This window comes from Actinosynnema sp. ALI-1.44, assembly GCF_001984155.1.
Lineage (GTDB): Bacteria > Actinomycetota > Actinomycetes > Mycobacteriales > Pseudonocardiaceae > Kibdelosporangium.
Genome location: NZ_MTQO01000033.1, coordinates 96,890 through 123,784, shown reverse-complemented (window position 1 = coordinate 123,784; position 26,895 = coordinate 96,890). Strand labels below are relative to the sequence as shown.

General features: G+C 66.9%; 21 protein-coding genes and 2 pseudogenes. 6 read left to right on the top strand and 17 right to left on the bottom strand.

All coding sequences use genetic code 11. From position 1 onward, the window contains the following. Positions 1-311: 311 nt before the first annotated feature. Positions 312-593, top strand: a pseudogene (locus ALI144C_RS58960) (DUF6192 family protein); the annotation flags it as partial. An 83-nt stretch (positions 594-676) separates the two neighbouring features. After that, positions 677-934: a DUF6192 family protein gene (locus tag ALI144C_RS58955; RefSeq protein WP_441297540.1), complete on the top strand. Its 258-nt coding sequence runs from the start codon at positions 677-679 to the stop codon at positions 932-934. 92 nt (positions 935-1,026) lie between these two features. Here ALI144C_RS58955 and ALI144C_RS07340 read toward each other — a convergent pair whose 3' ends face one another. From ALI144C_RS07340 to ALI144C_RS55345, 6 genes are read right to left on the bottom strand one after another with little or no spacing between them, the layout of a single operon-like run. Then, positions 1,027-5,169 (bottom strand): non-ribosomal peptide synthetase, encoded by a 4,143-nt coding sequence (locus ALI144C_RS07340; protein WP_076986246.1) that lies wholly within the window; start codon positions 5,167-5,169, stop codon positions 1,027-1,029. Continuing rightward, positions 5,169-6,599: an AMP-binding protein gene (locus tag ALI144C_RS07335; RefSeq protein ID WP_076986245.1), complete on the bottom strand. Its 1,431-nt coding sequence runs from the start codon at positions 6,597-6,599 to the stop codon at positions 5,169-5,171. The genes ALI144C_RS07340 and ALI144C_RS07335 overlap by 1 nt, the downstream gene beginning before the upstream one ends. After that, positions 6,596-6,832 (bottom strand): phosphopantetheine-binding protein, encoded by a 237-nt coding sequence (locus ALI144C_RS07330; protein WP_076986244.1) that lies wholly within the window; start codon positions 6,830-6,832, stop codon positions 6,596-6,598. The genes ALI144C_RS07335 and ALI144C_RS07330 overlap by 4 nt, the downstream gene beginning before the upstream one ends. A 14-nt stretch (positions 6,833-6,846) precedes the next feature. Next, a complete protein-coding gene (locus ALI144C_RS07325; protein WP_076986243.1) occupies positions 6,847-7,353 on the bottom strand; it encodes a flavin reductase family protein in 507 nt (168 codons plus the stop codon). After that, the gene (locus ALI144C_RS07320) at positions 7,350-9,449 is read right to left on the bottom strand and encodes a tetratricopeptide repeat protein (protein WP_076986242.1); all 2,100 of its coding nucleotides are present in this window, start codon (positions 9,447-9,449) and stop codon (positions 7,350-7,352) included. The genes ALI144C_RS07325 and ALI144C_RS07320 overlap by 4 nt, the downstream gene beginning before the upstream one ends. Continuing rightward, positions 9,446-10,675 (bottom strand): hypothetical protein, encoded by a 1,230-nt coding sequence (locus ALI144C_RS55345; RefSeq protein WP_076986241.1) that lies wholly within the window; start codon positions 10,673-10,675, stop codon positions 9,446-9,448. Before ALI144C_RS55345 ends, ALI144C_RS07320 begins: the two co-directional genes overlap by 4 nt. Positions 10,676-11,141: 466 nt before the next feature. On the opposite strand from ALI144C_RS55345, the gene ALI144C_RS07310 reads away from it, so the two are divergent. Then, the gene (locus ALI144C_RS07310; RefSeq protein ID WP_076986240.1) at positions 11,142-11,549 is read left to right on the top strand and encodes a response regulator transcription factor; all 408 of its coding nucleotides are present in this window, start codon (positions 11,142-11,144) and stop codon (positions 11,547-11,549) included. Between the two features lie 88 nt (positions 11,550-11,637). Here ALI144C_RS07310 and ALI144C_RS07305 read toward each other — a convergent pair whose 3' ends face one another. The 7 genes from ALI144C_RS07305 to ALI144C_RS07280 form a co-directional block, all read right to left on the bottom strand. Beyond that, positions 11,638-12,492 (bottom strand): AfsR/SARP family transcriptional regulator, encoded by an 855-nt coding sequence (locus tag ALI144C_RS07305; protein ID WP_269086656.1) that lies wholly within the window; start codon positions 12,490-12,492, stop codon positions 11,638-11,640. Positions 12,493-12,669: 177 nt separating this feature from the next. Further along, positions 12,670-13,698, bottom strand: a complete 1,029-nt coding sequence (locus ALI144C_RS07300) for a radical SAM protein (RefSeq protein WP_083752813.1) — start codon at positions 13,696-13,698, stop codon at positions 12,670-12,672. After that, complete coding sequence (locus tag ALI144C_RS07295) at positions 13,695-15,608, bottom strand: glycosyltransferase (protein ID WP_076986238.1); 1,914 nt, start codon at positions 15,606-15,608, stop codon at positions 13,695-13,697. Before ALI144C_RS07295 ends, ALI144C_RS07300 begins: the two co-directional genes overlap by 4 nt. Continuing rightward, positions 15,609-16,352 carry a hypothetical protein gene (locus ALI144C_RS07290; protein ID WP_076986237.1) on the bottom strand — a complete coding sequence of 248 codons (744 nt, stop codon included), beginning with the start codon at positions 16,350-16,352 and terminating at the stop codon, positions 15,609-15,611. After that, positions 16,349-17,185, bottom strand: coding sequence for a DUF692 domain-containing protein (locus tag ALI144C_RS07285; RefSeq protein WP_202818876.1), 837 nt, complete (start codon positions 17,183-17,185; stop codon positions 16,349-16,351). Before ALI144C_RS07285 ends, ALI144C_RS07290 begins: the two co-directional genes overlap by 4 nt. After that, the gene (locus ALI144C_RS55340; RefSeq protein WP_168211202.1) at positions 17,182-17,331 is read right to left on the bottom strand and encodes a hypothetical protein; all 150 of its coding nucleotides are present in this window, start codon (positions 17,329-17,331) and stop codon (positions 17,182-17,184) included. The genes ALI144C_RS07285 and ALI144C_RS55340 overlap by 4 nt, the downstream gene beginning before the upstream one ends. 561 nt (positions 17,332-17,892) lie before the next feature. After that, positions 17,893-18,366, bottom strand: coding sequence for a MarR family transcriptional regulator (locus ALI144C_RS07280; RefSeq protein WP_076986236.1), 474 nt, complete (start codon positions 18,364-18,366; stop codon positions 17,893-17,895). Positions 18,367-18,508: 142 nt separating this feature from the next. Here ALI144C_RS07280 and ALI144C_RS07275 point away from each other — a divergent pair, with 142 nt between their 5' ends. Together ALI144C_RS07275 and ALI144C_RS07270 are read left to right on the top strand one after the other, a co-directional pair. Continuing rightward, on the top strand, positions 18,509-19,111 hold the full coding sequence (locus ALI144C_RS07275; protein ID WP_076986235.1) for an NAD(P)-dependent oxidoreductase: 603 nt from the start codon (positions 18,509-18,511) through the stop codon (positions 19,109-19,111). Between the two features lie 72 nt (positions 19,112-19,183). Beyond that, positions 19,184-19,888, top strand: coding sequence for a VOC family protein (locus ALI144C_RS07270; protein WP_076986234.1), 705 nt, complete (start codon positions 19,184-19,186; stop codon positions 19,886-19,888). Between the two features lie 334 nt (positions 19,889-20,222). On the opposite strand, the pseudogene ALI144C_RS58950 reads toward ALI144C_RS07270, so the two are convergent. Then, positions 20,223-20,351: pseudogene (locus tag ALI144C_RS58950) on the bottom strand (IS701 family transposase); the annotation flags it as partial. A 130-nt stretch (positions 20,352-20,481) separates the two neighbouring features. Beyond that, positions 20,482-24,279: a S8 family peptidase gene (locus ALI144C_RS07260; RefSeq protein ID WP_076986233.1), complete on the bottom strand. Its 3,798-nt coding sequence runs from the start codon at positions 24,277-24,279 to the stop codon at positions 20,482-20,484. A gap of 104 nt (positions 24,280-24,383) precedes the next feature. On the opposite strand from ALI144C_RS07260, the gene ALI144C_RS07255 reads away from it, so the two are divergent. Beyond that, a complete protein-coding gene (locus ALI144C_RS07255; protein WP_076986232.1) occupies positions 24,384-25,355 on the top strand; it encodes a hypothetical protein in 972 nt (323 codons plus the stop codon). A 422-nt stretch (positions 25,356-25,777) separates the two neighbouring features. Here ALI144C_RS07255 and ALI144C_RS58945 read toward each other — a convergent pair whose 3' ends face one another. Both ALI144C_RS58945 and ALI144C_RS07245 read right to left on the bottom strand, forming a co-directional pair. After that, positions 25,778-26,200, bottom strand: a complete 423-nt coding sequence (locus tag ALI144C_RS58945) for a DUF2690 domain-containing protein (protein ID WP_441297541.1) — start codon at positions 26,198-26,200, stop codon at positions 25,778-25,780. A 98-nt stretch (positions 26,201-26,298) separates the two neighbouring features. After that, positions 26,299-26,877, bottom strand: a complete 579-nt coding sequence (locus ALI144C_RS07245; protein ID WP_143230476.1) for a hypothetical protein — start codon at positions 26,875-26,877, stop codon at positions 26,299-26,301. Between the last annotated feature and the right edge of the window lie 18 nt (positions 26,878-26,895).

Below are 26,895 nucleotides of genomic sequence, written 5' to 3'. Positions count from 1 at the left end.
GCAGGGAGTGATCACCGTGCCGACGAAGATCGGGAACGTGACGCAGCGTCGCTATGACCAGTTGGTCGCCGAGAGCCGGGAAGCGGTCGAGCTGAAGACGGTCAGCCAGTTCCGGGTGGGCGACGCGGCGCTGGAGATCGAGCCGCTGCGTGGTCACGGCGGGCACAGCAGTCCCGGTGACGAGGTGATGGGCGTGTCGGAGACGTTGGGGTGGTTCGCTGAGGACATCGGGCTCTCACCCGCGACGGTGAAGGACTACCGCTGGGTGTCGGCCCGGTGGCCGGACAAGAAGATCCGCCGCCATCATCGCGGTGTCGCGTTCACCGTGTTCCGGATCCTGGGCCTCGATTCCCGATCCGAACGAGCGGGTCCGGCGGATCGCGGACCCACCGCGCAACGACCGCACCGGCGAGCACCGCTGGACCCCGGACGCGGCGAAACGGGTGGTGGGCTGGACGGTCGACACCCCGGAAACACCCCAGGACAAGATCAACAAGGTTCACGACCTGGCCGCCGATGACGAGGTCGCGGCGGTGGTGGCGACCGACTTCCTGCGCCGCCGCCCGGAGGTGGCCAGCCGGGCGATGACCGACCAGATCGCCCGCTACGTCGTCAACCGGGCCCAGATCGATCATTCCCACCAGGCCGGTGAGATTCGTCCGGCAACGCACCCCCGGTGCTGGAAACCCTCGCCCACGCCGGGGAGTTCGTGGACCTGGTCGGGGCGTGCGCGGTGTTCGTGGCGTCGGTCGGCCGGGTGTTGCCGACGTTGCGCGGCCACCGGTTGGAAACGGCGGTCGAGACCTGTCTTTGCTGTACAAGGCGACTTGGAACTTGCTGTCCGCCGCGTCGGTGCTGCTCCACGGGGAGACGGAGAAGGACGCGGAGCTTCTCGTGCTGCGGCATGAGAACGCCGTGCTCCGCCGACAGCTGACTGGCCAATTCCGCTACGAGCCACCAGACCGATTCCGGTTCGCCGCGCTATCCAAGCTGACACATCGTTCGCGATGGACCGAAGGGCCGCGGTCAGGTACTTGTGACGGGAGGAAGGAATTCGGTTCGCTGAAGGTAGGACACGGCGGCCCGAAGTCCTGCCCGGCCGAATGGGAGCGGCTCGATCCCTGTCCCCCGAAGCGCCATGCGGGTCTCGTGGGCGCTCACCAGCACAGTGCCTTCCGAGCCCGCCGACGTGAGCTCGGTGCTCAGCAGACCCAGCAGCGGGAAGGCCGCGTTGGCCGGGTCGGCGGCGACCATCTGCAGCCAGTCGGCCGATGCGACGTCCGTAATCTGGTACCCGATGGCCCGAAGCTCGTCCACCAGAGCCGTCAACCGGACGAGCCGTTCGCTCGCGAGGTGGTATGTCCCAGGTTCCCGGCGTGACAGCCCGACGATCGCGGCGCTGACATAGTCCACGGCGACAAGGTCGAACGCGAGGCCGACGCCTGCCGGTGCGGCGGCGGCCTGCACGCACGCCTTGAGCACCAGCCACAGGAAGTCCTTGTGACCGCAGGCACCCGAGGTCGAGTCCGGCGCGATCCTCGTCGGCCGGTAGACCGACACCGGAAGGCCACGCGCGCGGGCTTGTGCGAGCAACTGCTCGGCTTGCCACTTGCTCAGCGCGTACCCATTGTCCAGCTTCTCCATGGGCGGCAGCGGATCCGACGCGCACACTCGGCCGGGACCGACGTGCACGCCCGCGGTTGACACGTGGTGCACGGGCACAGTCCTGCGGTGCGCGGCCAGCCTCAGTACCTCTTCCGTACCATCCACATTGGACTTCATGAGGCGCTCGAACGGCCACGTGAGGTTGACGACGGCTCCGGCGTGGTAGATGACGTCGACGGTGCTCGCGAGCTCGTCGAACGTGGCCGTGGACAGGCCGAGCAACGGCCGCGCGAGGTCGCCGCGGTGCACGACGACCCTGTTTTCCCAGCTGGATTCCCACAGGCCAAGCCGGATCATGTTGACGTGCGGGCCCGCCCCGCGAACCAGACAGTGCACCCTCGCCTCGGTACGGGTGAGGAGCTCGCGGAGCAGATATCCGCCAAGGAAGCCGGTGGAACCGGTCAGCAGGACTTCGCGCGGTTCGATGACAGCGTTCGACGGCACCGGCCCGATGTCGTCGGCCAGTTCGCGCACCGCCACGTGTGCTGTGTCCTGGCCTCCGGAGATCAGCGTTGTCAGGCGGGCGACCGTCGAGTGGGTGAAGATCGCGGCGACCGGAATGGGCGCCGCTAGCTCGGCACGCAGTCGCAATGCGACACGCGTTGCCGACAGCGAGTTCCCGCCGAGAGCGAAGAAGTCGTCATCGGCGCCAACATCATCGACACCAAGAAGCTCCGCCCAGATGTCGGCGATCCGTTGTTGCCGCGGTGAAAGGACCGTAGTGTGGGACCGCCTGGCCGGGACAGGGCGGAGTGCGGCCCTGTCGGGCTTTCCGCTCGTGGTCAGCGGGAAGTGGTCGACCGCAACGAACTGGAACGGCACCGCGTGGCCAGGAAGGCGGCGCGCCATGGCTTCCCGCAGCCGCTGGGGTTCGTGGTCACCGATGTAGTACGCGACGAGTGCGCCGTCGTGCGCGACGACCACGGCGTCACGAATGCCCGCGATCTCCTTGAGCACCGATTCGACCTCACCGAGTTCCACCCGGAAGCCGCGGACCTTGACCTGGTGGTCGGTCCGGCCGACGAACTCGATCCGTCCGTCAGGCAGCAGCCTGCCGAGGTCCCCCGTCCGGTACAGCGGCACATCGGCATGGCGCTCGAACCGTTCCCTGGTCAGCTCAGGATGGCCGATGTAGCCGTCAGCGACCGGCACGCCGGCGACGTAGATCTCACCGATGACCCCGGCAGGCTGCGGACGGAGCCGATCGTCCAGCACTCGCACTTCGGCGCCGTCGACGGGTCGACCGATCGGTGGCCGCGTCGGCCAGGACGCCGGTGGGCCGGCGAGCCGCTCGGCGGTCACCACATGTGTCTCGGAAGGCCCGTACTGGTTTTCCAGCGAGGCGCCGATACGCTGGAAGAACACCCGAATCGCCGGGGTGACGTGCACCTGTTCTCCCGAACTGATCACCTCGCGGAGGCTGGGCACCGCACGGTTCGTCGCAACCGCGTATTCGGCGACCTGTTGCAGCGCGAAGAAGCCGAGGAAGACGCGGTTCACCCGATGGCGCTCGACCAGGTCGAGCAGTCGTTCCGCGTCCCGCCGCCCCTCCGCGACGACCAGCGTGCCACCAGCCGCCCACGTGGCGAAGACTTCCTGAAAGACAACGTCGAAGCCCGGGGTGGCGGCCTGCATCGTCCGCGTGCCCGCACCGCAGCCGGAGGTACGCACCTGCCACGCGACGAGGTTCGCCAACGACCTGTGCGGCATGGCGACCCCTTTGGGCAGCCCTGTCGAACCGGAGGTGTAGACCACGTAAGCGAGGTCCTCGGGGCTGATCTCGGGCGGATGGGTCGTCCCGTCGGTGGGGTCGTCGATCAGTACCAGTCGCCACGGTCCGTGCGCAATGGCCTTCGATTGGCGGGTGATCACGGTTGTCGCCCCGCTGTCCCCCAGCATGAACGCGATCCGCTCGGCCGGGAGGTCAGGGTCAATGACCACACAACACGCACCTGCCCTCATGATCGCGAGCATCGCGAGCGGTAGTTCTGCTGAACGTCGCAACAGGACCGCGACGCGTCGCCCTGGCGGTCCCGGTCCCAACCGTGCGGCGAGCGCATCAGACCGTGCTGCCAGTTCACCGTACGAGAGGCTGCGGCGATCATCGATGACGGCCACGCGGTCCGGCGCGGCACGTGCCTGATCGAGGAACGCCTCGTGCGCCAGCGGTCGCACCACAGCCGGTCGAGTCGTGGACCACCAGCCAAGCTGGACACGTTCGCCTACAAGGAGAATGTCGAGATCGCCGATCGGCTGCCGCGGCTCGGCCAGCGCGGCGACCAGCACGGTCTGCCACCGCGAGACGAACCGCTCGGCGGTCGAGCGGTCAAACAGCTCGGTCGAGTACTCCAGCCCACCGGAGAACCCGCCCGCGACGGCTGCCAGGTCAAGGAACAGGTCGTACTTGGCTGTCCCGTTGTGCACCGGCAACTGCTCAGCGGTCACCCCGGGGAGCACGAGGCCGGACGGCGGAGCGTCGTCGAGCGTCAACACGATCTGGAAAAGCGGTGACCCGCTCAATGACCAGTCGGCAACGCACTCGCGCACCAGATCGCGATAGGACACGTGCCGATGAGCGATCATGTCCCGCACAGCCTGCGCGACGGACGCGACGAACTCGGCGAAAGATGTCTCCGGCGCCGGACGGGCCCGTACCGGCATGACATCGGTGAGACACGCGATCAGCGGCTCCAGTTCGGTGGTGTCCCTGCGAGACACGGGAGTCCCGATGACTGTGTCCTGCTGCCCGCTCAACCTCCCCACCAGAACCGAGAGAGCACTCATCAGCACCGCGAACGGCGTTACTCTGGCCTGCCGCGCGAACCGGCGTACAACGGCGCCGATCCGTCCGTCCATCACAACGGGAACCCAGCCACCCGCCACACCCAGTGTGGCTGGCCGTTGCCGGTCCGGCGGCACCGTCGTCTGCGCCGGAACACCGTGCAGGGTCGCGCGCCAGAACTGGAGGTCACGGCTTGTGACGACAGCGCGGCGCGTGTGCTCTCCGTACCGCAAGGCGATGTGCGGGACCCGTGCCGGAGCCGCGCCGACCGCCTCCGCGTAGTACTCGCTGATCTCGTGGTTGAGTAAGCCGAGCGACCAGCCGTCGAGCACCGCGTGGTGGATGGCGAGACAGAGTACGGCCTCCTCGGCACCGACGCGCAGCAACGTCGCATGCAGCAGAGGCGACCGGTCGAGCGGAAGCGGTTGTCGCACAACCTGATGCAACACCGCGTCCAGGTCCGCCTCGCCCACGTCCATGATCCGTAGCCGGACCGGCTCTGCGGCGCACACCACCTGAACCGGGCGCCCAGCCAGGACCGTGAGTCTGCTGCGCAGCGGCTCGTGCCGCCGGACGACGGCGGACAGCGCATACGTCAGCGCAGCGGAGTCGACCCTGCCACGCAACCGGTGCACCCAGGGCACGACGAAACGTGAGGCTTTCTCCTGAAGTTGGTCGCTGAGCCAGATGCCCTCCTGTTCGGCCGACATGGGGTAGTGCATCAGAGCTCCAGCAGTGCTTCGGTGTCGATCTTGCCTGTCGCGCTGAAAGGGAAGGCGTCGATCCGGCGGACGGTGTGCGGCACGAGGTAGGACGGCAGCCGCGACGCCAGATACCTGCGCAGCGCCGCCGGAGCCGGTGCACCGGGATCCGCCGTGTAGTACAGTGCCAGCCCATTCCGACCGCCGCCTTCCGCCAGCACCGGCATCACCCGAGAGGTGCGTACGCCGGGCACGCTCATCGACACCGCCTCCAGCTCCGCCGGTTCGACCCGGTGGCCCGCGATCTTGACCTGCCGGTCCAGCCGCCCCCTGAAATGCAGCACCCCCTGGTCGGTCACCTGGCCGAGGTCACCGGTTCGGTACACCCGGCGTGGCAGTCCGTCCACCTCCACGGTGACGAACCGTTCTCGTGTCAGAGCGGGTGCGTTCAGGTACCCCAGCGCCAAGCCGTGCCCGGACACACCGATTTCGCCGATCGCACCGACGGCGGCCATGCCGGTCCGGGTGAGAACATGCACCTCCGTATGCGGCATCGGGAGGCCGACCGGTACGCCCCCGGCGGCGGCGCAGTCCTCGGGACGAACACGGTGCGCGGTCACGAACACGCACGTCTCCACCGGGCCGTAGCAGTTGATCAGAGTCGAGGTCGGGAACCGCCGGAGGAATCGCCGCGCGTGGTCCTGCGACATCCGCTCTCCGCCGGTCAGGACCGTTGCGATGCCGGCGAAACAGTCGATGTCCTCGTCCACGGCCACCTCGAACAACGCCGAGGTGAGAAAGATGGTGTCAACGGTCAGCGCGCGCAGGTGCTGTGGCAGCAGAAAATCGGTCTCGACGATGACCGATGTGCCGCCCGTGGCCAGCATTCCCCACAACTCCAGGCTGAAGGCGTCCCAACAGCCGGGCGCGACCTGCGGCATCGTCCGGCCGATCGGCAACCGCACAGACGGTTGCGCGAACAGCCGCATGGTGGCGCGGTGCGGGGAGATGACACCTTTCGCGCGACCGGTCGTGCCGGAGGTGAAGAAGACCGTCGCCGCCGCGTCCTCGTCGTCGGGTGCCGGCCTGATGTGGTCAACCCGGCCGGGATCCCACATCGGTGGGCGTGTGATCACCAGCGGCGGGTCCAGCTGGTCGATCACGTCCTGGACCCGTACGTGCGGCCAGCGGAGGTCCGGCACCGCATAGGCCGCCCCGCATTTGAGGACGGCGAGCAGTGCCACGACCAGGTCCACCGACCTGGGCAGCAGAACCGGCACCATGCCGCCGGGCCGCACGCCGGAACTGATGAGCTCCGCCGCGTAGGCGTCGGCGCGCCGGTCCAGTTCGGCGTAGCTAACGCGATCGGCACCGCACACGACCGCCGTCGCTTGTGGCCGCAGTCGTGCCTGCCGCGCCACTGCGCCGTGAACAGTTCCGGTGCCGTTCATCCACGTCCCCGCACGGTCGCGACGAAACCGGCGACCGTCGCACTGCCCAGCAGGCATTCGGGCGCCGGATCGAGGCTGAGGTCATGCCGGATCCGCGCGCAGATCCGGATGGCCTGAATGGAGGTCAGCCCGAGATCGAACGGATTGTCGGACATCGACACCGACTCCACACCGAGAACGTCGGCGATCACCTGCCTGATCGTGCTGTCATCCTGGCGGCGACCCACTCCCATGTCAGTAGCACCTCCTACGGAGCCGGCACCGCGTTGTGCCGACGGTCGGTCAGACCGCGGTAGCTGCGGTCGCAGTACAACAGCGGATGCCCCTGCCGCAGTTCGGCCTCGTGCACCAGACCCACGACGATGCCGTGGTCGCCGGCGCGCATCACCCGGTAGCGCGTGCACAGAACTGTCACTAGCGCGTCAGGGATGATCGGCAGCCCGTATGCGCCGCGGGTGATGGCAGCTCCATCGGCGAACCGGTCGACCCCGCTGGTGGCGAACCGGCGGGCAAGCGGAGCCTGGCCCTCGCTCAACACGTTCACCACGAACCGGGTGGTTTCCGCGAACACGGCATGTGACCGGCTGCGTCGGTCCAGGGAGAACATCACGAGCTGGGGATCGAGGGAAAGCGAGCACAGCGAACCGATAGTTACCCCGTACGGGTGCCGGTCCCCGGTCACGGTGGTCACCACCGCGACCGAGGTCGGCACCCGGGCCAGGGCGTCACGGAATCGCCGTGCGTCGACGGTCATTGGGTGCCTGCCGGGGTGAGCGGCGTGCCCATGGCCGTCCGGCAAAGGTCGCTTTGCCGCTGCAACTCCGCGCGGTCGGCGCCCGGCAGGGCCAGCGCGGCGGTGTAGTCGTCAATCGCCGCCGCGTACCGCTCAGCGGCCTGGTGCGCGACACCACGGTTGAACCACAGGTCGGGGTCATCGTTTACGTGGTCCAGCGCGCCGGTGAGCTTCTCGACCGCGGCGTCGAAGTCGCCCTCCTCGTAGTCGAGTACGGCGTGGTTGACCAAGGCGGCGTGCATGGCCGGATCTACGGCGAGCGCGGCCTGGAAGGAGGTCCTGGCAGCTGGGTGATCACCGGTCTCCAGTGCGATCAGACCTTGGGCACACAGCAGATGTGCGCTGTCGGGTGCGAGCCCGAGACCGCGCTGGACATCTGCCGCCGCCCGGTCCACGTCGCCGGATTCGAGCAGCAGCGCGGCCCGGTTGATCAGCGCGTCGACGTGATCCGGCTCGAGCTCGAGCACGTAGTCGAAGTCGGCGAGCGCGCCCGTGGTGTCGCCGTTGCTCGCCCGGGTGTCGCCGCGGCTGTAATACGCCTCCGGATACGGAGCACTCAGGCTCATCGCCTTCTCGTAGTCCGCGATGGCCGCGTCGGCGTCGCCGCGCAACCGGGCGAGGCTGCCGCGGTCGTACAGGTATTCGGAGAAGTTCGGGTCGAGCTCGATCGCGCGGTCGAAGTCGCGCTTTGCTTCGTCGAACATACCGAGTGCCTGGTGCAGGCGTGCCCTGTTGTGGAACAGCACCGAGTGATGCAGCTGGTGTTTGTCCGCGGGCAACTCCTGTTCCAACAGCTCGATCCCGGAGGTGACCAGTCGAAGCGCTTCGGTGAGGTTACCCGTGTTGAGCTCGATGAGGGCCAAGCCGTTACGGTGGAAAGCCGTGTAGAACGCCCGATCCTGTGGGTTCGGCGTGCTCGACGCGATGGCGATCCCGTTCTGCGCGAACGCCTTGGCCACAGCGTGGTCCCTGCGCGCGGGCGGATAGAACTTGGTGTACAGCATGGCAATCGAGTAGCTGGTCGACATGTGCACTTTCGGATACGGATAACGCCTGCGGAGGTCGTTGAGCATCTTCTCCGCCTGATCCGGCTCCGTGGGACTGATACTCAACGCCATTTTCGCCACGAACAGGCAGTACTCCCGGTGCTGGCGCACCGGGTCGGTGATCGCACACGCCCGGGTGGCCAGCTCACGGGCCGCCTCGTAGAGCCCGTTTCCGATGCAGTGGTTCACCGCGACCTCGAACGCGGCGACACCGGCTCCGCCGGGGTCGCTGCCGTGTTCGAGGTGGTATGGAACAGCGCCAAGCCGATGACCGAAGTCCCCTGTCCGTATGAGCCTGTCAGCCTGCGCGTCGTGCAGTGCCGCGCGGCGTCCGGCGTCCGCGCGCAACCAGGCGTCGCGCTCGGCGGGATCGTCGCTGGTGCCGCCTGATTCGATGAAGGCATGCAGCAATTCGTCGTCGCCGCGTACCGGCGGCGGTTCCGCACCGGGCACGTGCTTGGGGTCGGTGTGCGCCTGTAGCGCGGAAACCAGCTCGTCTGGCAGCGTGCTCGGCGCCGCGCCAATCCGCACGTGGACCTGATCAGGAGCGGCCCGGCGAAGCAGGATCGCCAAAAACTCCTGGTCGGTGAAGTCGGCCGCGTCGACGGCATCGAAGTTCAGGACGAGCGGTCCCTGGTCCCGCCGGACGGCATAGGAGACAAGCAGTTCGGTGACTCCGTGCGAGGCGCGCCTGCCAAGACCGCCCTGGTAGCGCGTGCGCTCCTCCCCGGTCGACGACATGGTCAGGTTCTTCTCTACCGGGCCGATCACGTCCTCAAGCTGAGGCGCCACAGTCAGGATCGCGAACCTGTGCGCCCACACCAGGTCCGGCCACTGCCGCTGGATGCGCGGCACCAGGTCGGCGAGTACCGAACTCACGCCGGTGTACGGACCCCGCAGCAGCCGGTGGCAGCTCACCGAGACGTCTGCCGGTGGCAAGGCCGCCATCGCCTGCAGGCGAACCGCCGCACACTCGCCGGTGACCCAAACGTGTTTGGTCGAGGTGTTCATGGATTTCCCTTCTGTGCCAGGCCCTGTGCGGAGTTCGACCGCCTTCGGTTGAGACGGCGCAGCCACGCCCGGACGTGGATGCCGAGCGCGACCGTGACCGGGGCGAACCCCAGGATCAGGAAGGCGACCGCGTCCAAGACCCGTGCTACCGCACCGCTGCCGAACAGGCCTTCGGCGAGCATGTCGAGCGCCTTCAGCGCGGCAGGCAGCATCGCAACGGCCGCCATGCCGAGCAGCACCACCACCCCGCCGATCATCAGTGGTCCGTACACGGGGACGAATCGTCTGTCGCGCTCCGTCCACGCTGTCTCGTCCACTTCGGACCATCGACGGAACACGAAACGGCGCAGCCGGTTGTGCAGGTACGCGCGGGTAGCCCCGTGCAGATCCTGACAACCCAGTGCGGTGGTGACGACATAGTAGAGGTCGGTTCTGAGGAAGAAGTAGAACTGCCAGGCGAACCGCAGCATCGTCAGAAACGCGAGCGCGAGCGCCAGTCGTCCGGACCAGGGCAGCACCTGCGAGGGATCGTGCAGGAGCGCGGCGATCAGGGTGAGAGCGCAGAACAACACGCCGTCGGCCAGCATGCCTGCGAGGAAGGGCAGATAACGCTTCCTGCGAGGAACGCCGAGCAGACCCTGCAGGGTCGTCTCGAAGACGACGAAGTACAGGCGGGCCCCGATGCTGAGCCTGCTCGGCATGCCGAGCCGCCGACCGGCAAGTACATGGAACCCTTCGTGAATGCCCATTCCGACAGTCCCGCCGATCAGCAGGATCACCTCGATCACCAGCAGTGAGTCGGTGAAGAACAGGTTCAAGGGTTGTGGACGGACCTGCGGAACCGTGATGAGGACCCAGGCACAGCACACTGCGAGAGCGACGTAGCACGCCATTGCCGCTGGGGCGAAGAGTGCCCTGCCGAGCCAGACGAGACGTACCGGTGTGGCAGCCGGGGCCGGTTGCTCGGTGTTGTCCGGGCTGTCCCGCAGGAAGCCGAGTTCCGTGAGGGTGTCGACGAAGTCGTCCATGTCGACCGGTTCTCCCTCACGGGCCTCGTACCAGTCGGCCGCCTCGGAGATGCTCATGCCGTCACAGAGTTTGACGAGCAGTTCGCCGGCTGACTGGGGAAAGACCGCGTACGAGTCGGTGTCCGGCCGTCCGATCACGACCTCGTCGCCCTCGTCCACAACGGTGAGCCGGTGGAAGGAAAGGTGTGTCCGGGACATGGCTGCTCCACTGCTGTCTCTCCGGGAACGGCGGCACCCGTGGCGAGATCCACGGGTGCCGCCGACTTCCTTTGTGCCGGCTTGGGAAACCGATCAGAAAGCGAGCGCTCCGTAGGTATTGCACGGGCTGGTCAGGCGGACGGAGCCGGTCTTGCGAACGACGACCTTCTTCATCTTCTTCATTGCCATCCCCTTCTCGTTACCACAGGATCACCGGCGGCGCCGGGTCCGCGGGTTTCCTGGACCCGCCTGACCAATTCTCCACCTGCTGCCGACAACCGAACCAGGTCCAAGAAAACCCATTTCGCGGTTGTCTTCGGTGGTTCTCGAGCGAGCGGCCGAGGTTCCAGCGCTCGTTCCAGCGCTTGTTCCAGCCCCAACTCCAGCTCCGCTGCGACTATGAGTGGGGTCCCCGTAGCGCACGGTGTCGCGGTATCTACGGATCAACGTTCGTCGGGAGGAAGACATGTTCGACAGAGTTCTCGGTTCGGTGGAAGTCGACGCGTGCCAGCGGGTTCGACGGCAGGTGCTCGAACTGGTGCAGTCGGACGATTCCCCGCCGCCTGCCGACACTCGCGCCCCTGCGCTCACCCGGCGGGAACGGGAAGTGCTGACCTGCGTCGGGAGGGCGTACGACAACCGGGAGATCGCCGAGGAACTGGGAATCACCGTGCGCACGGTGAACCGTCACCTCGAGAACATCCGCGGCAAGCTCGGCTGTCGGCGACGGTCGGAACTCGTGCGAAAAGCTCGGCAGGTCGATCCCGAGTGGAGTCAACGTCCGGAGCCCGCACGGGACCGATCCGCCGTCGGTGACACGGGCCTGCCGACCTGGCCCATCACCGACCTGGTCCGATCAGCGCGAGCAAGGTAGACGACGATGCCTTCGAACGTGCATGTGCCCGCCTGCCCAGGATGTCTGAGGTCGTGGATGCGGCGTAGGCGGGGCACCGGACAGTAGGTCAGTCGATCCACTTCGTGTCGCCACCGGGAACACGCGGGTAGCGGGGCAGTGGCGTTCGAGGAACCGATGACGCGACGAGGTCCGCGTCGGAACTGAGGATCTGTTGGTACAGGTGATGGAGCCTGGTGCCCGGCGCAATACCCAGCTCGTCGCGCAGGTACCGGTGAGCTTCGTGGAACTCGGCCAGAGCCTCGGCTTGGCGCTCCGATCTGTACAGCGCGATCATGAGTGACCCGCGCAGCCGTTCGCGCAACGGATGCGCGGCGACCAAGGCGCGTAGCTCGGCGACCACCTCACTGCCCGCCCCGAAAGCCAGATCGATCTCGATCCGATCCTCGAGCAGACTGATCCGTCGTTCGGCGAGGAGCTCCCGGTGCGCCGCGAGAAACGGATTGGTCAGGCCGTCGCAGAAAGGCCCGCGCCACAACGACAACGCGCCGCGAATCGCCCTCGCCGCCGTTTCGAGGTCGCCGGTGGCCCTGGCTGCAGCGGCCCGCTCCACGCCACTGTCGAATTCCGCCAGGTCCAGGCTGGCGGAACGCGTGGACAGCAAGTAGCCGGCGTCGGTCCAGGTCAGCAGGCTCGGCCCGGCAGGACCGGATCGGTCCGGCTCCAGGCTCCGGCGGATCCCGGACACGTACTTCTGAACCAGGTTCACCGCGTAGGAAGGCGCCGCCGAACCCCATACCGCCTCGATGATCTGTTCCCGGCTGAGCGGTCGGCCGGCATGCATCAGAAGCACTCCCAGCACGACACGTTGCTGCGGAGGACCTATGTTGAAGTGGACGCCGTCACGTGAGGCCCGCAGGACACCAAGGAGCTCAAAGCGCAGTTTTCCGTTTGCCGGAAACAATTTTCACCCACCCCCAAACCTGAGCAGCCCATGCCATTCGAGGCTATCGGCCGACGCGGCAGGTGGTGTGGACACACCGATCGAATGCCCAGTTCGGGTCCCGAAGAGGCAGCGCGCTCGGGCGATCGGGAAACTGCCGCCAGCACGAAGAGCACGAGCGCGAGCCACCGCGAGGACTCAGTGGGGCAGATAGGCAGGCCTGCGGTCGATACGGGCACGGTCCTCGTCCGTGCCGAAGCGGTAGTCGATCCGGCGGGCGGCCGCGGCCCACGATTCCATGGTGCCTGCCGCCGACAGCGTGCGCACCACGAACGGATCGCTCCACCGTTCGACGCATCGATTCCAGAGTTCCGCGGGGTCGTCGGTGAGCAGATTGCCAATGGTTCCTTCGTAGATGGCCATGGCGCGCACCGCACCGTCCGGCTCCACCTGCATCATCGGGACTGTCCCGGCAGCCAGGGACGCGGGATCGTTGCGCAGGAAGCGGTTGTCCGTGACGGCCACCCGTACTCCCGGTGGCGCGCAGGCACGGAGACGGTCGGCGAACTCCGGACTGACCAGTTCCTCGAAATGCTCGTTCGTCAGCAGTTCGTGCTCGACGAAACCGGTGCGGCTGGCAAGTCCGGTCGGTATGGCCGCACTCATGGCAACAGACCGCAGGTTGGGAATCCCGCGCGCGAGCGTCCCGCAGATCTCCCCGAGTTGGAGGAAGTTGCTGCGCACGACGGTGACCTCGATGCCTAACCTGGCCAACGCCATGTCCAGGCCGCGTAACTCACGATAGGTGGTGTCCAGTGTGGCGAGTGCGTCCATCGCCCGGTCGAAAGCGCCCGCGCGGCCGCGGATACGATCATTGACTTCGGCTGTCGCACCGTCGATGCTGACGTTGACGCGCGTACACGTGGTGAGCAGATCGACGGCGGCAGTCCGATCGAGCAACCACCCTCCAGTGTAGACGGTTACGCCCATGCCCGCGGCCCGGAACCTGCGGACGACATCGGGCAGCGTTCGGATCAGCAGGGGTTCGCCGCCCGTGATCGCCACCGCTTTCGGCCCGAGGGAGATGAGCGCGTCGGCGACTTCGATCATCTCGCCGGGCGTCAGTTGCCGGGCCGGGCGCCGTCCGGACTCCGAATAGCAGTGGGTGCATCGAAGCGGGCACGCGTACGTGACGTCCCACACGATGCCTGTGGGGCCGCTGATCACTCTGGCTCCCCTCGTCGGCGACCGTTGGTGGTGAGCGGGCTGATGACACCGGTGGCGGCCAGCGTGTGCAGTTGGTCCCGGACCTTGGCGACCGGAAGGTTGTTCCGTCGGCCAACGACATCGCAGATCTCGGCAACTGTGCGAATCCCGTCGCACAGGTCGATGAGTTCGTGCGTGTGCCGGTTGATCCGATAGGCCCGGCCTTTGAGACTCCGGCGTTTGTGGAACATCAGCAGCACGGGCTGGTCTGGTTGCGGCGGCAACGGCAGGGTGTTGGTGATCGCGTGCTGGGCGCGCACCACATCGACTGCGAACTCTTCGAATCTCAGCCAGTTGCTCCGGACAGGCCGTGACGACGCGGTTGCGGCCTCGCCATCGACCGCGTGGTGCTGATGGGGAAACACTGGCCGACCTTCCGGTTCGGCATCGACAGCGAGCCACAGTCGGTGTTGCTCGAACCGAACGACCTCGCGCAACGTGACCGTTTCCCACGCGTCGACGCGATCGAGCACAGCCGAAGCGACCGCGATTGCCGCCTTCCCGGCCAGTCGTTGACCGCGGGCGCTCTCGGTGATCGCCAGTTCCACCTGCGCGGGTAGCTGCTGCACGGTCACCGGCATGTGGCGCCGCACCAGATCGCGCAATCTGTCGACGCTGAGGCCCGATTCGGTTCGTGTGGGGGCCGTGCGTGCCGTATCGAACAAGGCCTCGTAGGTAGCGCTGAACTCAGCGGGATCAGGACGTGGCAGCACGTCGGCGCCGCGACTCCCCAACGCAGCGGCCCTGGCCGGATCGCTGATGACGTCGTCGAGCACTGCGGCCAAGGCGTCGATGTCACGAGGATCGTCAACCACACGGGCGACGGATGCCCACGGAAGAGCAGGTTGGGTACGTGCCACAGCAGCCGACACCACGGCACACGTCCCACAGGCAAGGACCTCGTAGGGCAGTGACGGTCGATGGATCTCCACCGGGAAATCCCGTTCCAGCACGCACACAGCTGTGCAGGCCCGCAGGATCTCGGGCACTCTCCAGTGCGGCACGAACGGCAACGTCCACGTCACATCGGTCAGGCCTGCCTGATCCACCGCCCGCAGGAACGAGCCTCGCTCCCCGCCGCCGGCCACAGCGAGGAAGTTGAAGCGCACGCCACGGCGCCGTAGCCGGGCCAACGCGGCCACCAGGTCATAGGTTCCCTTTGCGGCGCCGAGTTTGCCGTAGATGCCGATGGTGGCGTTGCCAGGATCGAACGACGCCGGGGCTCGAACGAACGGCGAGCCCGACCACGCGGCGGTCATCGCGTCGAGATCGGCCACCGGACCGTTGGGGGTGAACTCGGCAGGCAGGTACACGGGTGGGAACTCGGCGATGCGTTCAGTGTCGACGCCCAGCCCGGCCAGGTCCGGGTCACCGATGACCAAGCGCGCCGCGCGCACCACCTCGCGGTACACCAACCCGAGTTCCGGGTGGTCCATCAGACGAACACGGTCACTGCCCGCGTGCTTCGTGACGTGCGGTACGCCCGTCCAGGTCGAGGCCAGGTGGGCACTGATCCCGTAGGGCTCGAAGTAGTTGGAGAACAGGACATCGGCGTCGTGGGCACGGACCGTCTCCATCGCCAACCCGGCCAGTTTCGTGACGTACGAGTCGCTGGCGGGCACCGCCGCACGAGACCCTTCGAACCTGCCGGAGGTGATCACCCGCACCTGTCCACCGTTCGGGAAGGACGCCTCCAATCGCGCCAGGTCCTGTTCGCCCAAGAAGATCCGGTAAGCGTCCTCGACCTCACCGGCGTTGGTGACCACATCCACCCGATGCCCCGACTCGGCCAACGACCGGGCCATCCAGTAGGCGTTCGCACTGACCCCACCTTGGATCGGTGGGTACTTCACCACCGCACAGACACGCATCTAACACCCCGCATCCGTCAGCCAACCTTCCTGTTGCGCCAGCCGTAGCACCGCACGCTCGACCTCACTGTCCGGCGCAAACTCCCCGCGACCCAGCCGATCCAGGACCGCGTACGCCCGCTCGCCCAATCGGAAGCAAGCCAGCGCGGAACTCTCGCTGGCACGTACCACCGCGAGCCACGTCGGGCGTGGCGTTGGTTCGGCCTGCACCCGGCCGGCGCGACGCCAGCCGTCATACAGAGTGATCACGTCAAAGGTGAAGTGGCCCAGTCGAACGTGGCCGCCAAGAAGTCTGTCCGAGCTCGTGGGCTGACCGAACTGAGCCTCCGCACGGAGTACCTCGTACTCAGCCAGGTCTGCGGCCAGCGGGACACCGGCCGGACCGCAGTCACGCAAGTAGTCCGCGAACCGCCGCGCTTCGCCGATCGGTCGTGCCCCGTGCTCGGCAGGCTCGACAGGCGGGCAGCGGCCGATGAAGTCGGCGAACAACCCCTGGTGCGACCTGGCCGGCAGGGCGCTCATCGTGGCGGGCAGCGCCCTGCGGACGAAGTCGAGGCGTTTGCCGACGATCGACCGCGCGGTCAGGTCCAGTCGCGACCTGTTGGTGCCGAGCAGCAGACCAAGTTCGTCTGCTGTCAGTGCGAATCGTGCGGCGAACCCGTCCGCGGCGTCATCCAGCATGCGTCGCGTCCCGGGGACAGTCAGCAGTTCGGCGAGTGCTCGCTGGAAGCCGTCGTCTGTCATCCGCCGCGCACCAGGTCGAACGTTTGACGCGCGCGCGTCAGGTCGGCCAGCAGCTCGTCGAACTCGTCCGGGAATTCCTGGTCCCGTTCAAGGATCACGCACCGCAACGAGGACAGCCGGTCGGCCACGTGGTCCAGCAACTGCCACACCTGTTCGGGTACGGGAGCGGAGTGGGTGTCCACCAGCGTGTCCCCGGACCACTGCCCGCCAGCCAGGTGGAGCTGAACAACGCGTTCGAGCGGAATCGCGGCAACAAACTCGACCGGGTCGAAGTGGTGGTTGACCGAGTTGACGAAGACGTTCGTCAGATCGAGCAACAGACCGCAGTCGGCCTGCTCGACGACTTCGGTGATGAACTCCGCCTCGGAGAGCTCGGCCGGGAAGTCCAGGTAGTAGGTGATGTTCTCGAGCAGGAACGGCACACCGACATGTCGTTGAACCTGAGCTGCCTTGACGGCCACAGCTGTGGCGTGCTCGCGAGTTCGGACCAACGGGGTGAGCTGACCGATCGCCAGGTCGCCTGCCCGGGTGAAGGACAGGTGGTCACTGCACCAAGGCGCGTCCATGGCCACGACCAACCGCGCGAGATCGTCAAGGTACTGAAGGTCGAGCGGTCCCGCCGTCCCGATCGACAGCTCGATTCCGTGTGGCACCACCGGGAACCGCTCGCGAAGAACACGAAGTCGCTCTCGTTGCGCCGGCGCTGCGGCGAGATACTGCTCAGAGATGACTTCCAGGCAGTCGATCGAGCCGGACCGCGCGAAAATCGCGTCGTGGAGATCCTGGCGGTAGCCCAGCCCGACACCGAGCCAGGGCTGTCCAGCACGAATCATCCACATCCACCACACGGCATCGGGTAGACGAGGCTCGCCGGAGCCGGCTCCTCCTCCGTGACGAACTCGACCCGCTCGAACAGGTACGGGTCATCAAGGGTGGTGGATGCGGGGGTCCGCTCGGTGAATTCCGCAGCTCGTGTCATACGGAGATGATTGTGCAACCGCGTCGGCGACGCATGGGATCGTGCCCCCAAAGAACACGGGAAACATTCCCGAGTCCGACTTATTGTCACAGCCCAACTCCAATGGTAGGCCATACCCGTGTAGTGGCCGTCTTCGGCCAGGAGCCAGCCCGGTGCTTGATCGTCTGTGCGACGACTGACCTGTCACGGATCTCCAAGCGACCAGAGCGGACCCGCTTTTCCCAATCCCTTGTGGACATGGCGAAGGCGTTTCGGGCTGGTCATCAACGAGTTCGTGGATCGGGACGCCGATCGCCTTGGCGAGGTGGAGCAGGACGGGGATGGTGTGCGACCGCTCGTCGCGACCTCAACGACCAGGGCCATCACGGTCAGAGCGAACAGCCCCACGATCGACGCTAAAGCGAACGTCAGCCGTTGCCGGTGCGACGTGGATCTTGCCGTGGCCGTCACCCAGTCGTTCATCAGGGCGCCTGGCGGGCGTACGAGCGCTTCGGCTGGGCGGCGGTCACCGCCGCCTCCAGTCACGCCTAGCACGGTGCACACCGACACACCGTTGCGGATCTAGCTGCCCCGGGTGTTGCGCGTGTCTCGGGTGCGTCGTATCTCGGCTGCGGCTTGGTGGAAAGCCGGGGCGGCGTGGGTGAAGTAGTCGAAGAGGATGGCCTGTTCTTCGGCGTTGTAGCGGTCGAGAACGTTGCCGATGTGGCTGCGTGCCGGTCCGACGAGGGTGTCGATGTTGAGTTTGTTGGTTGGCTTCACCAGGACGCTTCGCCGGTCGGTGGGGTGCTGAACGCGGCGGACGTGACCTCCTTTCTCCAGTCGGTCGATGAGGCGGGTCGTGGCTCCGGTGGTGAGGTTGGTTCGTTCGGCGAGTTCTCCCGGTGTGAGGGATCCGGCCATGGCCAGGATGCTCAGTGCGTACCAGTCGGTGGCGTGTAGTCCGGCAACGTCGGAGACTGCCAGGCCGTAGAGGCCGACGGCGTCGAGGTAGCGGCGGTAGGCGCCGTCGGCGTCAGGGGAGGTCTGGGGTGCCATGAGCTAAGCGACTCCACTTGATATAGTATCTGCATGGAGGCAGATACTGTGTTGATGCAGATGAACTGGTTGTGCAGCTACTGCATGAGTGTAGATGGAAGGGGACGTCGATGAGATCATCCGAGCACCTCGGGGGCGCACGATGAAAGTGCTCGTCATTGGCGCGGCGGGGCGTACGGGCACCCACGTCGTGGAGCAGGGGCTCGCCCGTAAGCATGAGATCACCGCGTTCTCGCGACGTCCCACAGCAGCCAAGTCATTCGCGGGAGCACGCGCGCTGACTGGCGACGCGACCGACGTCGCCGCGCTGCGGCAGGCGGTGCGCGGGCAGGAAGCGGTGATCTCCGCGGTGGGCTGCAGCGCGATCGCCGCGGCGCTTGTCGAAGTGATGAGCGAAGAGGGCGTGCGGCGGTTGGTCATGACCAGCAGTCGCTCCGTGGTAGCCACCCGCCCACGGCTGATGGTCGGCCTGGCGTGGATGAGGTTCCGCTGCGAGTACGCGGATCTCGCTCGCGCCGAGGGCATGCTCGAAACCAGCGCACTGGACTGGAGCATCGTGCGCGGCACCATGCTGGTGGACAAGCCCGCTGCTGGCCGTGTCCACATTGACTTCGAAGCCAACGCCTCCGGCGGTGACTGGCGGCTCACCCGAGCCGACTACGCGATGGCACTACTCGACGTCGCCGAAGACCCCCGCTACGTCCGCCGCTCACTGGGCGTGGGCGGCCCACGAAAGAACACCTGATACCGGGGCTGTCGCACCCGACACCACTGATCATCAACCAAAGAGGAGATCGCCATGTCCAAAGGTCGATTTGTGTATCACGAACTCCGGGTTCCCGACGTCGCCGCCGCGGCGATGTTCTACGGCGAACTGTTCGGATGGACCGCGGTCGACACGCCGACCGGCAAGTTGTTCCGGGCCGGTGACACCGTCATTGGCGGTGTCAGCGCGGTGAAACCGCACGTGCCGCCCCATTGGAGCGGATACGTCGCCGTTGACGACGTCACGGCCACCCTCACAGGCGCGAAGGAGCACGGCGGGATCGTGACCACGGACGACGGCGAGCCAATCGACGCACCTGGTCACGGCTTGCTCGCCCCAGTCCTGGACACCGTCAACAAGGCGGTGTTCGTGGTCACTGGTCCGCGTCCGGTGACGAACGGCCCCAAGATCGGGACCTTCGTCTGGGATCGGCTCCACACCGCCGACCCGACCGCTTCCGTCGCCTTCTACCAGAAGGTCCTGCCGTGGACGGCAATCTTGAACTCCGACGGTTCATCGGGCGGTTTCCGCCTTACCGACGGCACGATGGCCGCGGACATGGTCCCGGCCGGGCAGGACCCGTCACGATGGCTTGCCTTCGTCCTTGTCGAGGACCTCGACCGCATCCGGACCAAGGCCAACGACCTCGGCGCCCACGTCCTGGTCCGACAGGAGTCGTTCCCCGGCGATAGTGGCGACTTCTCCGTCATCGCGGATCCTCAAGGAGCCGAGATCGGCTTCTGCCAGACGTCGTAGCCGCGCCCACGCCCTGCGAGGGCGACGGCACGACTCTGAGCATGACTCACCCTCGCCGCCACCTCCCCGGTATGGAACACCTCCGGGACCTCGCCGTCGACCTGCACGCCAAAGCCCTGACCGCGGAGATCAACCGTCGTGAGACTGTGAAGCCAGCTCGGGGCTCGGTTGCGGCTGAGTACTGCAACGACAGGTCTGGCTTGTTCGTCGCCAGTTCGACCAGCGCACGACATGACCAATCGTATGGATAACAGGTGCCGTGATCCGGTTCCATAAGCGACGGATCTCGTTGGCGGATAGAGGAATCAGCGTGTGACTGCCACTGGACGTGGAGCCCCCTTTTCGCGGCGTCTCGGATGATCACCAGAAACGCCGCGGCGGCCATGGACAGTGTGATGTGCCGGTACCACGCCGCGTAGCCTCGGACTTGATAGTGGTCAAGTCTCAGAGCACCTTCTTCGTTCGCAACACCCACTCAACCCGAAATGGGATGAAAGCAGCGGGCTACCGGAAGGGCCGCCATTCATCGCTCGGCGAACGAGATCTTCGCAACCTTGTCAGGTCCCCGGAGTCCCCGGGGACCTGACAAGTGGCTACTTGGCCAGGCGGTACGCGTTGGTGATCGTCTGCGTCACCTTGTTGCCCGCCTTGTCCATCGCCTCGACCCGCAGCGACACCGTGCCGCCCGGCCGCAGGTGCGGCACCAGACCCTGCTGCCAGCCGTCCCCGATCGGGATCTGGGTGCCGCGAAGCCACGACTTGCCGCCGTCGTAGGACACCGACAGCTTCGCGCTGGTGACCTTCGTCTTGATGTCACCGACGTGGTGCGGCCGGAACTTGATCAGGCCGAGGCCCGGGGCGGCTGCCGTGTTGGTCGCGGGCAGGTTCAGGTCGTAGTCCACCGAGATCGTCGGCAGCGCCTGGCACGACTTGTCCGCCGGCACCTCTCCGGTATCGTCCCAGCACGCGAAGCCCTTGGCGGCAGTACCGGCGGCGGGTGCCGATGTGAACTCCCAGGCGGTGTCGACCTTGTAGTCCCCGCCTGGCGCGTAGCCGAGGTCCAGCCGGTAACGACCACTGTCGGCAGGCACGTCGAACCTGGTCACCGGCGCACCGCCGATCCCGGTCACGGGTTTGCCGTCCCTGCTCAGCCCGGTCTTCAGCACCGCGGTGTTCGGGATCATCGCGGTGACGTGGTTGTTGCCGTCCTGCAGCAACGGGAACACGTACACGCTGTCGCCCATCCGGGACGCCAGGTATGGCGCCGGCAAGGCAGGCATGTTGAAGAACTCGCCCTGCCCGTAGCGCATCGGCGTGGTGTACCAGTCATCCGACTGACGCGAGCCGCGTCGCAGCTCGGCCGGCCGTGCCGACATGATCTCCCACTGGCCGGCTACATCCGTTGACGTGAAACGGGTCCACGGCGTGCGGTCGGTAATCGGCCCGTAGTACTCGGCTCGTTTCGACGGGGCCATCAGCGGCTCGACGAGCATCAGCTCCGGGACGCCGCCACGCTGGAAACTGGCGGCGTACATGCCTTCCGTGGTCGCGTGATAGGTCGAGTCGACGCGCGCCAGGTGCCCGGTGTGCACGGTGTAGGTCAGGTTCGCCGGCACCTGTCCCCGTTCGACGTAAGCCAAGTGGTAGGCGTACGGGCTGATCGGGTTGCCGAGCACGTCGGCGTTGCCTTTGCCGTTCTTCAGCGCCGCCACCAGCGCCACACCCTCAGGGTGGGTGAGGTAGCCGACCGGGATCAGTTCATTGGAGTCGCCGTCGGAGCGCCGTGTGGCCCGCACCTTGTCGAACAACAGCAGGCCGGCCGCACCTGCCGCGGCTGCGCGCCGGGCCGCCTCGATGCCCGCGCCGGTCAGCATGTCGTTGGCCTGCACCAGAACCAGCTTGCCGCGTACGTCACCGGCGGCGGCGAATTCCTCGGCCGTGCCACCGCCGACGTAGACGATGCCGAGCTGGCGCCTGCCCTCGAACATCTTCAGTTTCTTCGGGGCGATCCAGTCGTGCCCGCCGCCGTAGGCCGCGAGGTAGTCCGGGTGCACGGCGACACCGTTCACCGCCACGTCGAGCTGGCTGCGGGTGACCGTGGTCGTGTACTGGAAATCGAACTTGCCGGCCGTGACCGTCGGGACCGGGTTGATGTAGAGGTTGTTGTCCCACACGCCCGCCGTGTGGTGAAACGACCAGAAGGCACCGTCGGACGTGGTGCGGTTGGCGACCCCGATGACCGCGGACTCCGTGCCCGGCTCGTCGGTCTTCACTGTCACCGGCCTGGTTGTGCTGAGGTCGAGGACCTGGTGACTCGCACCGTCGATCAACACGTCCGGCTTGACCACCATGGCGTTGGTTTCGAGCAGGCCAGGGCCTTCGTCGGTGTAGAAGTTGAGCGCGATGTAGTAGCGGCCGGTCGGCAGCCGCAACGTGCCACCCCCGTTGATGATGTAGCTCTGCAGGTCGGCGCCCTTGCGATCGACCGGGAGAATCCAGAGGATCGCGTCGCGGGGCAGCGGCTTGCCGTCGAAGCCGAGCACCGTGAAGTTCACCGTGTTGGTGACCTCGCCGTTGGAGAACCCGACCGGCGTGTGCACCTTGACCGAGCCGTCGGCCGAGACCGCGGTGACAAGCCCCTGGAAGCTGCCGCGACCTGCCTTGCCGGGAGTCAGCTGGACCGGCACTTCGGCTTGACTGCCGGCCTTCACGGTCACCGACCGTGTGCCGAGCCCGAGCGTTCCGTCTGGCGCGGCCTTACCGGTCGGGTCGGTGAGCCGGGTGGTGAGGTTGAGCGTGACGTCGGCGGTGCCGTCGTTGCGGTAGGTAAGCATGGCCGTCTGTGCCCCGGCGCCGGGTTCCAGCACGCCGAAGCCGACGGTCGCCGGGGTCGCGGTGACCGTCTCGTCGATGGCGGCCTTGACGTCCACCTGGCCGGCGCCCTGGTCGTTGACCGGCTTGCCGAGGTCCTTTGTGGACGCGATGAGCGCGGCCTTCAGGCGGTTCGCGGTCCAGTCCGGGTGCCGCTGGGCGAGTACGGCGGCCGCGCCTGCGACGTGCGGGGTGGCCATCGAGGTGCCACTGGCCGCCGTGTATTTGTCGTTGACCGGGGCACCCATCGTCGTGCCGGCGGCCCGTGCGGCGACGATGTTCACGCCGGGTGCGACGATCTCCGGCTTCACCGAGCCATCGGCCACCGGGCCGCGGCTGGAGAACGACGCGACCTGCTCCTGCTTGTCCACCGCGCCGACGGTCAGCGCCGAGGGCGAGGTGCCGGGCGAGCCGATCGTGCCGACGGCGGGGCCGGAGTTGCCTGCCGCGATCACGAACAGGGCGCCGGTGCTGGCGGTCAGGTTCGTTACCGCGTCGGACATCGGGTCGGCGCCCGACGGCGCGGGCCCGCCTAGGCTCATGCTGACGATCTTCGAGCGGCCCGCGGCCCACTCCATGCCGGCGATGATCTCCGACTCGTAGCCGACGCCGCTCCCGCTGAGGACCTTGCCGATCACCAGTTGGGTGCCGGGTGCGGCGCCCTTCTCGACACCGCCTGCGGCCGCGCCGCTGCCGGCGATCGTGGACGCGACATGCGTGCCGTGCCCGTGCCGGTCGATCGCGTCCGGCTCACTCCCGACGAAACTCGCCGACTCGGCGATCTTGCCGACGAGGTCCGGGTGCGTCGCGTCGACGCCGGTGTCGAGCACGCCGACCCGTACGCCGGTGCCGTCGAATCCGGCTGCCCACGCGGCGGGCGCCTTGATCTGCGCGACGCTCTCCGCGAGGTCGACTGAGTAGCGGCGGTCGAGCAGTAATCGCTGGGTCCCCTGACCGCGCTGCTGTGTGGACGGCGCTACGACCACGGCCTGCCAAAGCTGGGCGGCGGTCGCCTTGTCGACGTCGAGTGCGACCGCGTCGATGCTCGGCAACGCCCGCGTGGCTTTGCTGGCAGGCAGTGCATCGGTGGCGGCGACGCGGTCAGCCGAACGGGCTGCGGCCTTGCCGTCGTAGTCGACGATGACCGGCAGGCTGGTGCGCTTGGCGTCGGCGTAACCGTTGTCCACCAAATAGGTGACATTGAACAGGGTCTTGTCGACCTGACCGTTGATCACGGCCTTGGCCGCGTCACTCGGCAGGACGTGCCAGCCGTCGGGGCCGCGGTACGAGTCGTACCGCACGCCGGGCCGCGGCTTGGAGATCTGCACTGCGTTCGGCGAATAGCTGACGACATCGCCCGTCACCAGCGTCACCTGTGTGAAGAGCGCGGGAGTAGTGGTCGGTGGCGTCGCGCCTGCCGCCGGTGGAATCACCACGAGTGGCAGCGCGAGCAGCGCCGCCGTCGCCGATCCGAGCCAACGTGATCTCTTTCCGGAGCCGAACATCGTGCCGCCTTCCACCCAGGTTGTCCTCGGACCCGATCATGCGAATCTGTGAGATCCGGGTAAAGAGCGCAAGCGGGCGGTTTGCCGCCAGTGTCGGCATCCCGCCATACGATGTGTCCATGTTGGATGTGCTAGGGATCGACGCCGACGAAGAGGCGCTCTACGACCACCTGATGCGGTGGCCCGCCGGTACGCCCGACGAGTTACGGGTGGCGCTGCCCGACCTTGCCGGGCGGGTCGACGCGACGTTGGGGTCGCTGGCCGCGAAGGGCTTGGTGCGCGGCCCTGACGAGACGGGCGCGTACGCGGCGATCCCCCCTGACCTCGCCCTGCGCGGTCTCGCCGCCCAGTTCGAGCACCGGCTGGACCGGGCACGGGCCCGGATCGGGACGCTGGCCGACGTGTACGCCGCCGCGCCCCGGCCAGCGCGGGACCTGCCGGTCGAAATGGTTCCCGGCGACGAGGCCATCGGCCGGTTCCGGCTGCTCAGCATGTCCGCGAAGACCGAACTCCGGGTGTTCGAGACGCCGCCGTACTCCGACACCGGCGACGACGACCCCGAGGACTACGCGCCGTGGCCACCGGAGATGGACGGGCTGGCCAGGGGCGTGCGGGTGCGGGCGATCTACGGCCGCGCGGCGATGGAGCAGCAGACCCCGTCGCAGCTGCGGGAACCGATCCTCGCCGGTGAGGAGGCTCGGGCGATCGACGAGGTGCCGCTGCGGCTGCTGCTGGTCGACCGGGAGCTGGCGATGCTGCCGGCCCGTACCGGGCAGCCGCTGAACGAGGGGATGCTCGTCGTGCGGCAGGGCGCGCTGCTCGACGGGCTGTCGAGCCTGTTCGAGGCCGTGTGGGCGCAGGCGCTGCCGCTCACCATCTCGGCGGAGCCGGAACCGGCCAGCAACGACGAGACGCTGGTCGCGTTGCTGGCGGCGGGTCTCGGCGACCAGGCCGTGGCCCGGCATCTCGGCGTCGGGCTGCGCACGGTCCAGCGACGCATCCAGGAGCTGATGCAGTCGCTGCACGCGGCCACCCGGTTCCAGGCCGGTGTCGCCATCGGCCGGGCGGAACGACCTGTCGCCGCCGAATGAGTTGTCCCGTCGCTTCACAGGTTCAGCCTCGCTGGCGGCGTCCGCACTGCGACGGAATTGGCCTACTGGCTAGCCCGCTGCTTTCATCCCATTTCGGGTTGAGTGGGTGTTGCGAACGGAGAAGGTGCTCTGAACTGCAAGGATATGGCTTGCTGAGGGTCATGTCCGTGCGAGTTCAGGAGCACCCTTCTGGTGAGCGAGCCTACCCGTGCGGCCGGGCAATGCCGGTTCGAACACCGCTGCGGATCACATCACCGGGCCTGGGATGCGTTGCGGCAGCTACCCTTCACCTAGCAGGGCTGACGTCACCCAGCCCCTCTTTGCCGATATGACCCTGGAAGCCCTCGTCCATCAGTGCCGCGACCTTGTGACACGCTGACACACGGGGGTGCTTACGAAGCATCCCCGTGTGTCGTTAGTGCCTAATGCCAGCCTGTACACGTCCAGCTATCGCTGGAATACTGCTTGACGCACGCTCGGTACGTCTCGGACACGCCGGTCATCTTGGTGTATGCCCTGTAGTTCGGGGAACCATGCGCGTTGTGAAATGGGCCGTGCCTGATCTCCAGGCGAAATGGCCATCCCGCCGCCTTCTCCATGCGCGCCCAAGCAGCTTTGCACTTCTTTGAGTACCGGAGTTCGATCCGAGGACCACCTCCACCCGGCGTCACCTTGTCAAGGGTGCGAGCATCCCTGTCGCACTTGGTGGCGTGGGGGTTCTTGTTCGAGCAGGACTTGTCCCTGCAGTTCACCGCCGCTGATGCCTGCGACGCAGAGGCGGCGGCGTTAACCGCGGTCCGCGTTGCTTCAGCTGCGGACGCAGTGGCAAACGGAAGACCGACCATGAATGCCGCACCAACGAGCAAGGTGACTGAGGCCTTGTGCACGGTCATATCCCTGTCTATCATGCTGCGCTCCACTCCTTTGCGAATCGCCGCCTTCGTCAGCCGTTCGTCACGACGAGGAGTTTGCTCTTCCTTTGGTCGGCACTGCCGCCGTAGAACGCGCGATACCGCTTGGCGGCTTGCTTGATGTCAGCTGGCTTGAGCTTCACACACCCTTCCGAGAAGTAGTCAATCGGCCCGTCCCAGCGCTCCGATTCAACGTTCGAGTTCTGCTTGCCGTTTGGCATCATCTCGCTATGAATGAACAGCGCGCTTCGTTCAGTTCCGTTGCGACCGCACTTCTTGTTGTCGAGTTGGAACACGATGCCGTTGATGTCGCCATCAAAGCCGGTCATATAGGTGCCGCCATACGTACCGTTTGGCAGCCACCCAGCGTTCGAAGCGCACGAGTCCGTGGAGCCGTTCCCCGACCCGGCACGCCAGCGCAGTTCGAGTGTCTTGCGCGGAGGCCGGTCGCCGACCATCGTCCATTCCTGCCATGCCAACCGCGAGTTCGACGGGTTGGCCTTGTTCTTCTCGAAGACGAAGAACCCGGTGCGCTTCACGCCGGCCGCAGTAGCTTCCGGGCCGCCGGGATTCGCGGCAGCGGTCGAGCCAAACCCCACTAGCAGTGTCATAGCCAGCAGCCCAGCGCA

What these genes read in the sequence shown, in the direction of transcription:
- ALI144C_RS58945 (WP_441297541.1), bottom strand. Translation starts at nt 26,200, where the DNA reads ATGGTCGGTCTTCCGTTTGCCACTGCGTCCGCAGCTGAAGCAACGCGG.
- ALI144C_RS55345 (WP_076986241.1), bottom strand. Translation starts at nt 10,675, where the DNA reads ATGTCCCGGACACACCTTTCCTTCCACCGGCTCACCGTTGTGGACGAG.
- ALI144C_RS07325 (WP_076986243.1), bottom strand. Translation starts at nt 7,353, where the DNA reads ATGACCGTCGACGCACGGCGATTCCGTGACGCCCTGGCCCGGGTGCCG.
- ALI144C_RS55340 (WP_168211202.1), bottom strand. Translation starts at nt 17,331, where the DNA reads ATGACACGAGCTGCGGAATTCACCGAGCGGACCCCCGCATCCACCACC.
- ALI144C_RS07340 (WP_076986246.1), bottom strand. Translation starts at nt 5,169, where the DNA reads ATGCACTACCCCATGTCGGCCGAACAGGAGGGCATCTGGCTCAGCGAC.
- ALI144C_RS07255 (WP_076986232.1), top strand. Translation starts at nt 24,384, where the DNA reads ATGTTGGATGTGCTAGGGATCGACGCCGACGAAGAGGCGCTCTACGAC.
- ALI144C_RS07335 (WP_076986245.1), bottom strand. Translation starts at nt 6,599, where the DNA reads ATGAACGGCACCGGAACTGTTCACGGCGCAGTGGCGCGGCAGGCACGA.
- ALI144C_RS07290 (WP_076986237.1), bottom strand. Translation starts at nt 16,352, where the DNA reads ATGACAGACGACGGCTTCCAGCGAGCACTCGCCGAACTGCTGACTGTC.
- ALI144C_RS07295 (WP_076986238.1), bottom strand. Translation starts at nt 15,608, where the DNA reads ATGCGTGTCTGTGCGGTGGTGAAGTACCCACCGATCCAAGGTGGGGTC.
- ALI144C_RS07320 (WP_076986242.1), bottom strand. Translation starts at nt 9,449, where the DNA reads ATGAACACCTCGACCAAACACGTTTGGGTCACCGGCGAGTGTGCGGCG.
- ALI144C_RS07280 (WP_076986236.1), bottom strand. Translation starts at nt 18,366, where the DNA reads ATGGCACCCCAGACCTCCCCTGACGCCGACGGCGCCTACCGCCGCTAC.
- ALI144C_RS07245 (WP_143230476.1), bottom strand. Translation starts at nt 26,877, where the DNA reads ATGACACTGCTAGTGGGGTTTGGCTCGACCGCTGCCGCGAATCCCGGC.
- ALI144C_RS07330 (WP_076986244.1), bottom strand. Translation starts at nt 6,832, where the DNA reads ATGGGAGTGGGTCGCCGCCAGGATGACAGCACGATCAGGCAGGTGATC.
- ALI144C_RS07285 (WP_202818876.1), bottom strand. Translation starts at nt 17,185, where the DNA reads ATGATTCGTGCTGGACAGCCCTGGCTCGGTGTCGGGCTGGGCTACCGC.
- ALI144C_RS07275 (WP_076986235.1), top strand. Translation starts at nt 18,509, where the DNA reads ATGAAAGTGCTCGTCATTGGCGCGGCGGGGCGTACGGGCACCCACGTC.
- ALI144C_RS07310 (WP_076986240.1), top strand. Translation starts at nt 11,142, where the DNA reads ATGTTCGACAGAGTTCTCGGTTCGGTGGAAGTCGACGCGTGCCAGCGG.